Consider the following 15,315-nt stretch of genomic DNA (forward strand, 5'->3'; position numbering starts at 1 on the left):
AGTTATCCCGCGAACTTTTAACGTGAAAAGTCCGAGCAAAAAGATACCGTTTAATATCTGTTATTCAGTGAGAAGTGCGGAGGCTCAAGCGTGCATGAAGACGCGACAGCACCCCGCACCTACTGGGGGGGTCCTGGTGGTGGTCAAGATAGCCGTGCAGACGCAGCGGCCAGGCGCGGGCCTGCTGTGGCGCAAGGCACGCAGGCTGGCGATGTGAAACGAATGAAGTGAGGTTCATGAGCTTGCCTCCAACCGGCCAACACCGGCGGCGGCAAGTCACAGCGGAGCATCAGGCTCTGGCGCGGCTTGCCCGACCGGGGTGTCGGGACCGGTGTTCCGGTTCAAGTGCCTGACCGGGCCATACGGCAGGGGTCAGACAGCGACTAGATACTGTGTCCATTGAATTCTTCAGTGAAGGGAAAAAAGGCCCCGCGCTCGGGGCGGTCGAACTTTATTCAAGCGTAGTATCGAAGTCAACCCGCAAAGGGAACTTTGAATAAGTTTAACCTTATCTTAATGTTCCACGCAGGCGCAGCGGCTCAAACCTTGAACCGCCCCACCAACGCCGTCATCTCCCCCACCAGCCCCGACAACGCCTTGCTCGCCTCGCTGGTCTGCTGCGCACCTGCCGCGGAATGGTTCGACAGTTCGCGGATGTTCAGCAAGTTGCGGTCTACTTCCCGCGCCACCTGAGCCTGCTCTTCGGCCGCACTGGCAATGACCAGATTGCGCTCGTTGATTTCGCCGATCGCACTGTAGATGCCCTCCAGCACTTGCCCCGAGGCCAGAGTCACGTCCAGTGTCGACTGGGCGCGGTTGGTGCTGGCCTGCATGGAAGCCACCGCAGCTTCGGTCCCCGCCTGTACGCTGCCGATCATCTGCTCGATTTCCTGGGTCGATTGTTGCGTGCGGTAGGCCAGTGTGCGCACCTCATCCGCCACCACCGCAAAGCCGCGCCCGGCCTCACCGGCACGGGCCGCCTCGATGGCAGCGTTGAGCGCCAGCAGGTTGGTTTGCTCGGACACCGAGCGGATCACTTCCAGCACCTTACCGATGTCCCGCACCTGCCCCACCAACTGCTGCAGGTGCGCACTGCTGGTCTGGATTTCGCGGGTCATGGCTTCGGTGCCGTCTATGTTTTCACTGACTTGCCGGCGGCTTTGCGCGGCCAGCTGGTTGGACTCACTGGTGGTTTGCGAGGTGGTGATCGCGTTGCGCGCAACCTCCTCCACTGCTGTGGTCATTTCGGTCACGGCAGTCGCGGCCTGCTCCAGCTCCTGCCCCTGCTGACGCAGGTTGTTGGCGCTTTCCTCGGTGACCGCGTTCAACGCCGTGGCAGCGGCGTCCAGCTGCCGGGCACAGTTGTTGATCTGCCCAAGGGTGTCGCGCTGGCTTTGCTGCATGCGCTGCAGCTCATGGAACAGTTGACCGATCTCGTTGTTACCCTGCCCTTGCACCGGCACACTCAGGTCGCCACTGGCAATGCGCTGGAAATGCCCACCGGCTTCACGCAGTGGGTGCAACACACGCTGGGCAATGAAAGCCCAGCACAGCACCGCCAGCACCACGGTCATGCCCAGCAGGCACACGCTCAGCAATTGTGCCCGGGCCAGACGCCGGTCCGACTCGAGCATGATTTGCTGGCCGCGCTCGCTCAGTGTGCCCACCAGTTGCTGGCGCAGGGTTTGCAGCCGCCCCATGGCATTACCGGCATCGCTGTTGACCTTGAAATACTGCTCCAGCGAACGCTGGCGAGTCGCTTCACGCTGCCCGGCCACCGCCTTGGCGTATTCGGCAAAGGTTGCCTGCAGCTCGGTTGCCAACCCGCGAAGGGCGGGTTCGCGGGCGTTTTCGACAAATTCGTCGACCAACACCTGGCTCTTGTTGTTCAGCTCCACCGACAGCGCCATGCGCTTGCCTGCACTCTCGTCATGGCCACCCAACTGCTCGATAAAGCCCGAAGACACATTGGCGCTGGAGCGAATCGCCATCAGCAACGCATTGTTCAACCGGTCCGACTGGTGCGCAGTCTGGTCCAGTTCAGTGATCTGCTGGTCGCTACCCATGGCAGCCCACCAGGCACTGGCAGTCGAAAACAGCAGGGTCAGGCTGAACAGCGACAACACCCAGAACATTCCGGTGCGAATTTTCAGGTTTGCAAGCATGCGGGCAGTACTCCTTGTTGGCACCACTTCTGATCGATGATTCGAGGGTGGGTGTGCTGCTATCGGAGGTACTGGCGCAGGCTTGAGGCGCCGAGATACGGTTATGTGCGGTAACCGAACGGAATGCGTTGAGGCCCAGAGGCCTCGCGCCCCTTGGGGGCGTAACCCTCCTGCACAAATCCTGAGCCCACCGCGATCACTGTGGGAGCGGGCTTGCCCGCGAACACGGGCGAAGCCCGTGCCATCCCCTGTCGCGACAGAAGGCCATGCCTACAGCCACCGCGCCTTGCCAATCGCTTTTGCGGCGTCTGCCAGGCGTTGGGTCGCCTGCCGAATCTCATCCGCATCCAGCGAAGCAAACCCCAGGCGCAAGGCATTCTCGGCATGGCCAAACGGTGAAAACTGTCGCCCACTGCGCACCACCAGGTCCCGTTCCAGCGCTTTGTCGACCAACTGATCCACATTGATCTCATCGGCAAACCTCACCCACAGCGCCAGGCCACCTTCTGGCGCCTGCACGCTGATCTGTTCGCCAAACGCATCGCGCAAGCACCCCAACAAGGTCTCACGCCGGCGCCGGTACTCGCGGTTGACCCGGCGCAAGTGTTTCTTCAGCTCGCCATCATTGATCAGGTCCGCCAACATCTGCTGCATGACTGCATCGCCCTGCCCCTGGGTTAGCATCGCCCTGCGCTCCAGCACGGTTGTCACTTCCACCGGTGCCACGATATAGCTGCAACGGAACGTACTGCCCAAAGGCTTGGACAGTGAGCCGATGTAGATCACGTGCCGTTGCTGGCGGTCGCTGGCCAACGGCAGATAGGGCCGCCCGGCAAAGTGGTACTCGTAGTCGTAATCTTCTTCGACCACGCAAAAGGCATGCTGGCGCGCCAGCTCCAGCAGCTGTTGCCTGCGCCCGGCTGGCAGGCTGACCGTAGTCGGGAACTGATGATGGGGCGTTATGTACATCATCCGCACCTTGTGCTGCCGGCACAGGGCATCGAGCTGGTCGACCCGGCAACCCTCATGGTCCAGCTCCACGGTCACCAGGTGGGCACCCAACTGACGGAAGATCTCCCACGCTGGGGGGTAACTCAGGCGCTCGACCAGCACAACGTCACCCGGCTTGAGCAACACACTGGCCACGAGGGACAGCGACATCTGCACCCCTTGGGTCAGGCAGATATGCTCGGCGCCAACGTTCAGGCTGCGATTGTGCCGCAGCATATCGGCCAGGGCGCTGCGCAGATTGCGGCTGCTGCACTCGCTGCCATGGCGCACGCTGTTGCTGGTGAAGCTGCTGCGCAAGGCATTGCGGTAATAACGGTGCAGTACAGCCTGTGGCAGCAGGCGGTGGTCACAGGCGCCGTTGTCGAAGAACAAGGCCCCTGGCCGCCCTTGCTGCGCTACAGCCTGTTCGTTCGCCTTGAAGTAGGCAACGGCAGGCTCCTCTGGCAGCGCCAGAGCAAAAGGCCGCACGGTACCGGGCACGGCCGCGGTGCCTGGCGCCAGTTGCTGGCTGACGAAGGTGCCCCGGCGTTGCACGCTTTGCAGCCAACCCTTGGTTTCGGCTTCCTCATAAGCAAGGATCACGGTCTTGCGATTGACGTTCAGCAGTTGCGCCATCTCCCGCGTGCCCGGCAACGGCGTGCCAGGGCGCAGGCGACCCTCGCTGATTGCGGCCACCAGCCCTTCGACGATCTGCCGGTACGAAGCTTGCGCCCCATCGAGCTTGAGCAGAGGCTGCCATTTACGAAGCTGGACCATACGAAATATCCAAAACTGGAGGTTCTGCTGGTCCTGGACTATAGCAACAATCGAACCTCCATTTGCCCCGAGGTGTTCATGCAAAGCCGCCACGTCATTGAATTGTCGCCCTCGGGCAAAACCTTCGAAGCCAGCCAGGAGTTGCTGCTCGATGCCATGCTCGCCAGCGGCCTGCCGGTACCCTTCTCCTGCCGCCGCGGCGCCTGCGGCTCGTGCAGGGTCAAGGTGGTGTCGGGGCACCATCAGGACAAGCAACGGGATGTGGACACACCGCCGCCTTCCTACCCCCTGGCCGCCGACGAGATGTTGCTGTGCCAGAGCCACGCCTGCAGCGACATGCGCCTGGAAATACCCGGCTGGTCACTGGACGCCCCGGCACTGGAAACCCAGGCACAGGTGGTTGGCAAGCGCGCGCTGAGCGCAGATATCGTCGAGCTGGTGTTGCAGCCTGCTCAGCCGCTGGACGTGCGGGCGGGCCAGTACATGCGGTTTCAGTTGGACAACGGCGACAGCCGCTGTTTCTCCATTGCCAACCTGCCTGCCCAGGAACAAGGGCAACTGGTGTTTCACATCCGCAAGGTCAGCGGTGGCCTGTTCACCGAAGGCTTGCTGCCCACCCTGCAAGCAGGTGCAACGGTAAAGCTCGAAGGCCCGCTGGGCGCCTGTACCTGGCAGCACGATGACCAGCGCCCGCTGATCCTTTTCGCCACCGGCACAGGTTACGCCGGCATCAAGCCGCTGCTGCTGACGGCCTTGGCCGGCGATGCCGAAGTCACGCTGTACTGGGGCGGCTCTTCGCCGGCGGATTTCTATGACCGCGAATTTCTCGATGTGTCCAGCCGTGTGCACCCGCACTTTCGCTGGCAACCGGTGCTCTCGGCCCAGGCACGTATACAGCAGGTGGCGCTCAGCCAGACGCATCGGTGGGACGAAGCCCAGGTCTATGCCTGCGGCAATGCCACGATGATCACCCAGGCCCGCGAGCAATGCCTTGCGGCAGGGGTACAGCCCCATCGTTTTGTGGCCGAGGCCTTTGTCGCCAGCGGTGCACTGACAACGCAGGCTTCAGCAGCCAGCACGCTGCACCCTAAGCTGGAAAAGGTCGGCCCACGTTATTCGCTGGACGGCATGCTCGCGGCCCGCGAGCAGTCGGTACGGGCCGTGGCCGCCATTGCCAGCCAACTGCAGGTCGGCATGACCACCGCCCAGGCCCTGGAGATGGCCGCGCATACCCTGCAGGCGATGGGCGCCTCACACACCTGGCACCCCACCTACATCCGTTTTGGCGACGATACCGTGCGTACGCCACGGCAAGGCATTGACCTTCAACGTGTGCTACGTACCACGGACATTGTCGTGGTCGACGTTGGGCCGGTATGGGATGGCTATGAAGGTGACTATGGCGATACCTTCGTGTTTGGCCAGCACGCTTTGCACCACGCCTGCGTGAAGGCACTGCATGAAGTGTTCGACGAGACCCGTCAGGCCTGGGGTCGCGGGTTGACCGGGCGTGAACTGTATGACTTCGCCGAGCGCAGTGCCCAGGCCAAAGGTTGGCAGCTGGAGCGCAACCTGGCCGGGCATCGCATCGCCGACTTCCCGCATGTGTTGTATAGCCAGGACAAGCTGGCCGAGGTGGAGATTGTCCCGAGCGAGGTGGTGTGGGTGCTGGAGATACAGCTGTGCCACCCTACCGAACCTGTCGGGGCATTCTTCGAAGACATCCTGATTGGCGAACGCAAGCCGGGCGCTGCCACGGCAGCTTGATGCCGCCAATCAACGCACACGCTGTGTGCTTCGGGTTAATGCCTCAGGCTCGGCCCTTGAACCAGGTTAAAGTTGGCAACCAGACAAGGACGATTACCACGCAAGTACGCGCTCTCACCCCTGACAACCTCCCCCAGGGTTGTTCATTGCACCAGGCCTGCAACGCCAGGGCATAGGCAAGCGCCTGATGAACGCGGCACTGGAGCATGCCAGAGCTGAGGTGGTGACGGTAAAGGCGTCATTGTCTTCTGTACCCGCCTACCAACGCTACGGCTTCACCCTGGCAGGCAACGTGGGTGAGTTTGCCGGGCTGGTGTATCAGCCGGTGGAAAAGCGCCTGCCGGCCCAGGCCCAGAGCGTGGCTGCTTTTCAACCCGCCATCAACCGCAGCCGCTTCACGCGTCGAGTGAACACAGCACGCTTTGCAGCTTGCTTCGGGTGGGATCCGTGCACGCCTGCATGGGCTCGCGCAGCTCGTCTGCAATCAGGCTTTGCAGCTGCAACGCCGCCTTGACCACAGCCGGGTTGGGCTCGGCAAAGGCCACCTTGATCCAGGGCAGCAACTGGTAGAACGTGCCACGCGCGGCGGCCCAATCGCCGCTGTCGACCTGCTGCACCATGCGTACGTACAGGTCGGCGCGCACATGTGCGGAGGCCGAAATGGCCCCTGCCCCACCCAGGCACAGGTTATTGAAGATTTGCAGATCTTCACCGGCCAGCACCTGGGCGTGGCCGTCTTCGATCAGGGCCATGGTCGTCTCGCTGTCACCGCCACAGTCTTTCACCGCCGCAATGCGTGGATGGCGCACGATACGGCGCAGGGTTTCGCGTTCGATGCGCACGCCGGTGCGGTAGGGAATGTCGTAGACGATTACCGGCACGCATGCGGCATCGGCCACGGTGGCGAAGAAGGCTTCGATACCAGCCTGCGAAGGGCGAATGTAGCAAGGTGCGGGAACCAGCAGCCCGCCAATGTCACGCTGCTGGATTTCAGCCTGGAAGGCCAGCAACTCACGCAGGTTGTAACCTGACAGGCCCATCACCACCCTGCCAGGCTCCACCCAGGCCAGCATGGCATCCAGCACCGCCAGTTGCTCGGCCTTGGACAGCGCCGCCGCCTCACCCGTGGTCCCACACACCACAAAACCGGTCACACCGTCTTCGAGCAGCTTCTTCACCAGCTTTTCCAGGCCTGGGAAGTCAATTTCATTAGCGCGCATTGGCGTGACGAGGGCGATCCAGATACCACGGAAATTCGACATGCAAAAACTCCTGATGTTGACCGAAAGTCAGCGTCAGCAGGGCGAAGAGTGGAAGTGGTGGCAGGGATACCTGGCGCCTTCTGTCTCGTCAGCCCACCTGACGAGACAGCGCGCCTCGGTCAGATGAGCGGCTGTTTCTTGGATTTCTTGGCAACGGCAACGCACGCGTCTGCCTGGGCGATGAAGCCCGAAGCGGAAATGGCGTGGTTGGATGTGGACATGCTGGCAAGCCCGTTGCGTAGGTATGGCTGGATAATGGCGGGAAAAGTCGCCACAGGCAAGCCCGCAGTCGCACGCTTCAAATCAGGCCTTGCTTCACCGCTATAGCAATGCAGTGGGTTTCAGGCGCCAGCCACACGGACCTGCTTCAGCGGCGTCTACCTACAGGCGAATGCTTTGATGTGCTGTATGGTTACCGGTTAAGCAAAAACCGTTTTTTCGGAGACAAACATGCTGCGTATCTTTGAACGTAGGCTCGACCCTTTCCCACCCGACGAGGTACCACCGCCGCCCGTTGGCCTGTTGCGCTTCATGTGGGCTTGTACCCGCGGCGCCCGTGGCTACATCCTGGCGCTGGCGCTGGCACTGCTCAGTGCCGGGGTGTCGATATACGAAGCCTGGCTGTTCGCGTTCCTCGGTCAGGTGGTCGACCTGCTCGCGTCCTGGCAGGCCGGCGGTACTGTTAGCCCCGAGGAAAGCCGAGTGCTGTGGGGTATCGGCATCGTCCTGCTGGTCAGCATCGGACTGGTGGCACTGCGCACCATGGTTCAGCACCAGGTGCTGGCGATCAACCTACCGCTGCGGTTGCGTTGGGACTTTCACCGGCTGATGTTGCGCCAGAGCTTGTCGTTCTTTTCTGACGAGTTTTCTGGTCGGGTCACTACCAAGGTGATGCAGACGGCACTGGCAGTGCGCGATGTGCTGTTCACCCTTATCGAAATCCTGCCCGGGATTGGCGTGTATTTCATCGCGATCATTGCCCTGGCCGGCGGCTTTGCCCTGAAACTGATGCTGCCCTTCATTGCCTGGGTCGTGCTGTTCGGTTTGGCCATGCTGTATTTCGTACCCCGGTTGGGCAAGGTCGGCCAGGAGCAGGCCAATGCCCGGTCGTCGATGACCGGGCGGGTTTCTGACGCTTACACCAACATCACCACGGTGAAACTGTTTTCGCACTCCAACCGCGAAGCGCACTTTGCGCGCGCAGCCATGGAAGACTTCAAGCAGACCGGTTTTCGCCAGATGCGCCTGGTGAGCCAATTCGAAATCGTCAACCAGGCGCTGGTGGTGGGCTTGATCTTTGGTGCCGGTGGCTATGCACTGTGGCTGTGGCACCAGGGCCAGGTCGGCACCGGGGCCGTGGCGGCAATCACCGCCATGGCCTTGCGCGTCAACGGTATGTCGCACTGGATCATGTGGGAAATTACCTCGCTGTTCGAAAACATCGGCACCGTGCAGGACGGTATGGCCACCCTCACCCGCGGCCCCAAGGTGCAGGATGTGCCGGGTGCTGCAGAGCTGGTCACCACGGGTGGCGCGGTGAGCTTCGACAAGGTCAGTTTCAACTACAACGGTGAGCGCCAGGTGCTCAATGAGCTGACGCTGCACATTCGTCCGGGCGAGAAAGTCGGCCTGGTCGGCCGCTCCGGCGCCGGCAAGTCCACCTTGATCAACCTGTTGCTGCGCTTCTACGACGTGGACAAGGGGGAAATACGCATCGACGGTCAGAACGTCGCCAAGGTCACGCAGGATAGCCTGCGCAGCGCCATCGGCATGGTCACGCAGGACACCTCGCTGTTGCACCGTTCGATTCGCGACAACATTGCCTATGGCCGCCCCGATGCCACCGAAGCACAAATCCGCGCCGCTGCGGCCAGTGCCCAGGCCGATGGTTTCATCAGCCAGCTCAGCGACCGCCAGGGCAACAGCGGTTACGACACCCTGGTGGGTGAACGCGGCATCAAGCTGTCTGGTGGCCAGCGCCAGCGCATTGCAATTGCCCGGGTGATGCTGAAGAACGCACCGATCCTGCTGCTTGACGAAGCCACCAGCGCGCTGGACTCGGAGGTGGAAGTGGCCATTCAGGAGAGCCTGGATGAAATGATGCAAGGCAAGACCGTTATCGCCATCGCCCACCGGTTGTCGACGATCGCCGCCATGGACCGGCTGATCGTGATGGATGAAGGGCGCATCATCGAGCAAGGCACCCATGCCGAACTGTTGGCGAAAAACGGTACCTATGCACGGTTGTGGCAGCATCAGAGTGGCGGATTCCTGGGTGAGGATCAGGGCGTGGCCGAGGCTGTGGAGTAAGCAAAGGTCGGGGGGCAGCCAGCGCATACCCAGGCTTCGAAAGCTTGCCCAGTCAATCAACTGCGCCCCTGACGATGCTCACGGTCGCTGCCCATCCGATAGCACTGCCTGCACCACACTGGCTGGCTGTTGCAGCAAGCCTCGGGGCAAGCGGAAGCCTTTGAATGGTTGCTGGGTAATGGGATTGAAGGCTTTTTCAGCGTTAAGCCGATAGCGCATCACGCCATCTCCGGTCCTGAAGCTCAGATCCACGCTGGTCGCAGTCCGGCCATTGAGCGCGCCGCGGCTGAGCAAGCGGAACATTGACCACGGGCCACGGTATTCCAGGCTGCTGCTGTTGCCATTTTGCCTTAGCAAGGTGAGATTGCTACGGACCTGCTGCCCCAGGGTATTGGGCCAGACAATACCCGTGATATGGCTTGGCCCATGGGTGTAGGCAATCAACTGGCCATCCAGGTCCAGCAGGCTGGTACGCTGGTTCGCACTGAGCCCCAAGGGCTCGATGCTGAACTGCACACTCAGCTTGCCACGCTGATCGAAGAAGGTTTCGCGAATGCGATCCGCCAGCTCGAGCTGCTCGATTACGTCGGCACGAATCAGGGATTGCCCGTGCTGAGTGGACTGCAAGGCCTCAAGGTTGTCCTTCAGGAAAACCTTGAGATACCGATCATTAAACTGCTGCAGGCGCCCTTTCGGCCCGAAGAACGCCTCGAAGTCATCCAAAGAAGCATCGGGTGCCTTCACCACAAAGGGGTAGCGGCCTGCCAGGCGTTGCTGGAAAAAACTGTACACGTCAGCATCCCAACGTCGCTCCAGTTCGCGCAGTGCTTCAACGTTCAGCACCTGGGCAGTCTGGTCGGCGAGCTTTCTTACCTGGTGGCTGATGGGCTCCGGTAAACCTGTGGCAACACGTTGCAGGGTGCCGATCGGGTCCTGCCCTGTCATCGCAAAGCGCTGATGCACGGCTTGCAACGCGGCCTTGCCGCGCTCCGGGCTGTCCTGTACGGCCTTGGCGTAGTCCAGCACGGCCGCAACAGCGCCCAGGGTTTCATCGTAGTAGCTCGGCTTTTCTCCTGTCGCCTGCAGCATGGCGCCCAAGCCTGCAAACGCCCGCTGGATGGCCAACGCTTGCTGTTGCTCGGGTTTTCCGGTTGCTACCCGCAGCGTACTCAGCTCACCCGGTGATTCAACAACTGCAGGAGACGCAAGCGAGGTGTTATCCCTGACCGTATCCAGCAGCCGTTGCAACGGTGCTGCGGGGCCGGTCAACTGCTCCAGGACCGCAACACCATGGTCCAGATCACGGAAGTCAGCCACCGTAAAAGCGTTCAGGGCGCGCCGCCAGCTGTCAATATAATCGGCGCTGTAGAGGTTATAAAGCCGCTCGGTCAGCGCATCGCGGTCAACGTCCGAATAGTCGAGTTGACTGCGCTCCCCCAATGCCCATTGATCAACCATCGCCATTTCAGCGAACTGCTGGCTGCGCGGCGCGAAGTATTCCCTGAAACCTTTGGCGGTGAGCATGGCGGCCAGCCTTACATCCTCATCCCCTTGCCTGGACCCGGAAGACGGCTGGTACACCACATCGAACGCAGGCCCTACCTGGTGGCGCAGGTCCAGCCCGGCGTGCAACTGCTGGTACGATTGTTGTTTCAGCCCTGCATAGATCCGCTGTGGCAACGGCAATTCGCGCAACGTCTGCTGCACTTCGCTGACCCGCTGGCGGTACTGCGGCAAATCGGTATCGGCATAGGCCAAGGCGTATTTCAGGTGCTGCATGAGGTCACGCTGCAGCTGCCCCTGGCCAGGAAAGGCGCGTTGCCACTGACGGGCCATCCAGTCCTCGACCCATTCGGGCCGGCGGCTGTTACGGTCCTCGATCATCCGGTAAACCCTGAGCGCGGCCATTTGTTGCTCGCTGCCAGGTGGTGCTGCGTTCATGGCATCGATCACACCACTGGCCAAGGCCGGCAAAAAACGTTTCGACAACAAGCTGAGGTACGCCTCATCAACCAAGGGACCAATGTTGCGCCCTTGATACAAACCCAAATCGGCAACCACCGGCCAGGCTGCACGATAGTCGCCAAACACCGCCACCGCGTCGCGAATCTGGTCCAGTGGCTCCAGCAGGTTGCGCCCGGTCGGATCAAGACGCATATCGACTTCGTGACCGCTGTACTCCTGGCTTTTGGCGAGCACACTGGCAGCCTTGGCGCCATTGATATCGGCGTAACGCTGCCAGCTGGCAATGGCGATACTGAACGCCAGGATGCCTACACCAGAGCCCACCCACAGTAAGTGGCGCTTGCTGCGCGCAACCCGAACATTGTCGCCCGCCAGCCCGGCTTCCTGGTATATAACCCGCTTGAATGCTTGCTGGATGAAATAGACCAACGCCTTCCCCTGCGCTTTACCTTCACGCAGGGGAAGCTTCGTCGTGTAGGGCTGAGCCGCTTCACGGACAAAGGCATTGCGCATGTCGCCCTGCTGTACCACTGACGACCAGTACACACCACGTACCAGGGGGGTCGTGGTGAACCGGTCACTCGCCAAGGTTTCGCGCAGGAATGCCTGCAGTATGGGGCGCAACCCGATCAACTGTGCATACAGTGAGAACAGGCGCCCGCACGGTGCTGTCTTGCCCAGTACATCCAGCCGGTCGATGACCTGCTCATGCAATTGGGTGAGAAGCCGCCCGTAGTGCTCGTCATACTCATCCAGCCAGGCGTCAAACGCGTCAACCGCATCCAGCTTGAAGGTGAACCCCAACAGGCTTTCACGCTTGGCGGCCGGAAGCTGGCTGTAGAACTGGTCGAAGCCGTCCAGCAGATCGAATTTGGTCAGTACCACGTACAGCGGCAGGCGCGCCCCCAACTGACTACTCACTTCGTACAGGCGGGTGCGCAACCCATGGGCCAGCGCGACACGCTGCTCGGGCTTGCCATGCAGCAGCGCCGGCAGGTCGACCACCAACAACACACCATTGAGCGCCCGCTGGCTTCGCTTTCGCTGCAGCCAGCCCAACAGGTGCTCCCACAACCGGGCCTGGATGCCGGGCGGCGCGGAGGCGTCAGAGGGATCGTTGGCCGCCGAGCCCGCCAGTGGTTCTTGACTGATGAAAACACCGGGCGGGTCGATAATCACGGCATCGTCGCTGACCCACCAGCCTACCGGGTAGGCCAGTGCTTCAGCCTGTCGGCCCCGCGCCTGGGCCTGGTCGATACGCGTCAGGGTAAAGCGCTGATCGGTGCGGTCGATGAAGCTGCTTTTACCGGACTGTTCGTCGCCCAACACCAGGTACCAAGGCAGCCGGTACAACGCGCGTCGCCCACCGGCATTGTCGAGGTACCGCTCAAGCCCCTGGCTCAAGGCCCGCTCTTGCGCCTGCACGAACGGTAGCGCGACATCCTGTTCGGCGGCCAGTGCCTGGCGGCGCTCCGCTTGCAGGCGGCGAAAGCGCGTGCGCAGTACCCCAAGCCAGCACAGAAGCGGCACCAGCACGAGTAACAGGCTTGCCACGCTGCGATGAGCCACACTTGCCAGCGGCTGCTGATCACGCCACGTCCATTGCGGGCCAAGCCACCAGATGGCGACCAGCATCAGCAAAGCGCCAAGCCCGAGCAGCAGCGGCAGCGCCAGGCCAATGCGCGTTACCCACGGCCAGCCCCAACGTTTGAGTTGCGTCCATACTTGATTCATCGAGGTTCCTGATCCTTGTCTTGAACTGCCAACACTGGGGATGCCGCGTACTGCTGAAGCCGCTCAAACACCTCGGGCTCCCACGCACTGGCGGTGGTTTGCTGCATGGTTCGGGCAACGTTGGCGCACAGGTCCTGGGCCAGCCAGGACACACCCCGCGCAGCCAGCAGATCAGCTGCAATCACGGTGGTGTGGCAGCGCTCACGGGGAGCACGAAAGCCGGCTTGCAGCCCTTGCAGCCGAAGGAGCAGCGGCTCTATGCCACCGGTTTCCAGCTGGCTGACAAGCTCCTCGCGCAGGCCGCTGAACTCCTGGGGGGTTGCACCTTGGCCAGACGGCCCTTGGGTGCCCTTGAGCCAGGCCAGGCATTGGTCGTCGACAAATACCATGCCGTCGCTGAAGCACAGCTGCTGCAGCGCCGGCATGCGCTGTACAAACCGGGCGGTGGCACAACGGATGGCTTCGGCCACCTCGCACATCGCCAACCGTGTGGCGACGGTCGCAGCCAGAAAGCTGCCACGAATCCAGAAGGGGCAAGCCGTCAGGCTCTTTTCAATGCGCTGAAGCAAGGCGGGGTCAACCGCCTTACTGGCAATGGCCTCTTCATAGACCCGCGTGATATCCAGTGGAACCGCCATCAATTCCGTACGGTTGCCCTGCCTGACTTGGGGAGCAACCTGAATGTGCGCCCACAAACCGAAACGCCGTAACTGGTAGCCGGTAGCGTCGTAAGGGTCCTGCTGGTTGATGAGCTCGGCCATGGACAGCACGGCCCGCCGTGTCTCACGCTCATTGCCCATCGACATGCGTGACACGGGTGTGGCGATGACATCGGCCAACGGCGCCGGCTTCTCGGTTGCAGCCGGCGTTTTGGGCACAGCAGCCTCGCCAACACCGTTGGCAAGTTCCGAGTGTTTGCGCAGCAGGCGCTCAAGTTCGACGAGTGCTGCCGTGTCCAGCTGCACCGTTTCCTGTTGTTGCAGGCGTTTCAAGGCAGCCTGCGCTGCCGCTGCGTGGGTCGGGGTGTAGGTAAAACGATCAAGACGCGGGAGTGCCTCGGCCAAGCGATTGATCACCAGGGCAACCAGCTTGCGCTTGCCAAGGAAGCCTTTCGGTCCCGGCTTGGGATGAGCGGCCTCCCAGTAGCACTCGAGCATGCCGGCCAGCAACGCCAAGGTGCATCCCCACCGCTGCCAGCAGCCGCTACGCAACCATGCGGCACTCAGGTGCGCAACGATTCGCAGGTGCTTGCATTGCTCGCTAAGGTACTGACGGGACGCTTCATCGATAAAGCCCCAGTCGATCGAGGCGTCCTGCAGCCCACCCAGCTTGACCATCTCCTGATCAATGGCCTGATAGGTTTCGTCCTCGACATCGAACAGGCCAGCCGGAACTGCCGGATCAATCGGCGCGAGCAACCGAGTGACCTCTTCCCCGGATACCTGCGCTACCACCGACATGTGCTTCGCGCCCGGCTGATCAAGGGGTCCAGGCCTTGAGCATCGAAGATCAGCCCGTCGACCTCACCGTGATCGCTCACAACCTCGATACGCTGGGCACCGATCAGCTTCCTGATCTGTTCGATGGCGGGCAGGCCCCGCCCGGCATCGAGCACTTGGCCGTTCTCCATCACTTGCCAGGGCGTCTCACGGGTAGACCAGCCCTCCCCGCTCAGCCGTACCTTGACCCAGCTTGCTTCGATCGGGCGCCTGGCAATCAGCTGTAGCCGGGAGATGGCCTGGATGCAACTGATTGCCATGTAAGCATGTTCATCACCCGATGCGATGGCGGGCGCCGAAATCACAAGCGCTGGTGCGCCTGCCCCGTCCTGGGTCTGGCTCCCGATGCGAAACGTCAGGTCATCCGGTGCCCGTTCAGCTTCATTTGCCATCACACGCAACACAGTGGGGGCCTGCTGCTCCGGTGAAGCACATGAGCGCCTCCATACTCCGATAGAGCTTTGGGCAAGCAGAAGTATTTTTGGCACAAGAGAGAACGATGGCGAAATCCGTTCTGGGATTAAGTTAGACCACCAGAAACTTCTCCCAAGCTTCACCAATATCAACGAAGAGCTTGAAGCCTGGCATACTCAGATCTACGCCCCCATTGCTCTGACTACTGAACAAACAGCACGCCTAAATCTTGAAGGGCTTACTACACGATTGAGTATCAAAAATCAGTGGCCAACACCAGATTGGGCAACAATCATCCATAGCCATGTAGACGAGGGCATGGCCATCATTGAACTAACCGTACTCCTAAAAGACTTCATTATAGGGCAGAGCTTATGGCATGGCACCTTAAGCACCTTGGACTTCGACAGCAAGGCAACCCCCTCAAAGACT

7 protein-coding genes and 2 pseudogenes are annotated in these 15,315 nt (G+C 61.4%); 3 read left to right on the forward strand and 6 right to left on the reverse strand.

Annotated features, from left to right (window positions below):
* Window positions 1-539 precede the first annotated feature (539 nt).
* Together ACF8EA_RS13455 and ACF8EA_RS13460 are read right to left on the reverse strand one after the other, a co-directional pair.
* Complete coding sequence (locus tag ACF8EA_RS13455) at window positions 540-2,165, reverse strand: methyl-accepting chemotaxis protein (protein ID WP_392520035.1); 1,626 nt, start codon at window positions 2,163-2,165, stop codon at window positions 540-542.
* A gap of 270 nt (window positions 2,166-2,435) precedes the next feature.
* Entirely contained in the window at window positions 2,436-3,932 is a 1,497-nt protein-coding gene (locus ACF8EA_RS13460) for a PLP-dependent aminotransferase family protein (protein ID WP_392522282.1), read from the reverse strand.
* 78 nt (window positions 3,933-4,010) lie between these two features.
* Here ACF8EA_RS13460 and ACF8EA_RS13465 point away from each other — a divergent pair, with 78 nt between their 5' ends.
* Complete coding sequence (locus ACF8EA_RS13465) at window positions 4,011-5,699, forward strand: M24 family metallopeptidase (RefSeq protein WP_392520036.1); 1,689 nt, start codon at window positions 4,011-4,013, stop codon at window positions 5,697-5,699.
* 139 nt (window positions 5,700-5,838) lie between these two features.
* Window positions 5,839-6,048, forward strand: a pseudogene (locus tag ACF8EA_RS13470) (GNAT family N-acetyltransferase); the annotation flags it as partial.
* Window positions 6,049-6,094: 46 nt separating this feature from the next.
* Here the strand turns inward: ACF8EA_RS13470 and dapA are convergent.
* Window positions 6,095-6,961, reverse strand: coding sequence for a 4-hydroxy-tetrahydrodipicolinate synthase (gene dapA / locus ACF8EA_RS13475; protein WP_392520037.1), 867 nt, complete (start codon window positions 6,959-6,961; stop codon window positions 6,095-6,097).
* A gap of 450 nt (window positions 6,962-7,411) precedes the next feature.
* Here dapA and ACF8EA_RS13480 point away from each other — a divergent pair, with 450 nt between their 5' ends.
* Entirely contained in the window at window positions 7,412-9,271 is a 1,860-nt protein-coding gene (locus ACF8EA_RS13480) for an ABC transporter ATP-binding protein (protein ID WP_392522285.1), read from the forward strand.
* A gap of 78 nt (window positions 9,272-9,349) precedes the next feature.
* Here ACF8EA_RS13480 and tssM read toward each other — a convergent pair whose 3' ends face one another.
* From tssM to vasI, 3 genes and pseudogenes are all read right to left on the reverse strand, one after another.
* A complete protein-coding gene (gene tssM, locus ACF8EA_RS13485) occupies window positions 9,350-12,970 on the reverse strand; it encodes a type VI secretion system membrane subunit TssM (RefSeq protein WP_392522287.1) in 3,621 nt (1,206 codons plus the stop codon).
* On the reverse strand, window positions 12,967-14,430 hold the full coding sequence (tssA, locus tag ACF8EA_RS13490; RefSeq protein ID WP_392522289.1) for a type VI secretion system protein TssA: 1,464 nt from the start codon (window positions 14,428-14,430) through the stop codon (window positions 12,967-12,969). The genes tssM and tssA overlap by 4 nt, the downstream gene beginning before the upstream one ends.
* A pseudogene (gene vasI, locus ACF8EA_RS13495) lies at window positions 14,418-14,909 on the reverse strand (type VI secretion system-associated protein VasI); the annotation flags it as partial. The pseudogene vasI and the gene tssA, both read right to left, overlap by 13 nt.
* Window positions 14,910-15,315 lie beyond the last annotated feature (406 nt).

The sequence above is a fragment of the Pseudomonas sp. YQ_5 genome (assembly GCF_043103305.1).
In the GTDB taxonomy this organism is placed as follows: domain Bacteria; phylum Pseudomonadota; class Gammaproteobacteria; order Pseudomonadales; family Pseudomonadaceae; genus Aquipseudomonas; species Aquipseudomonas putida_Y.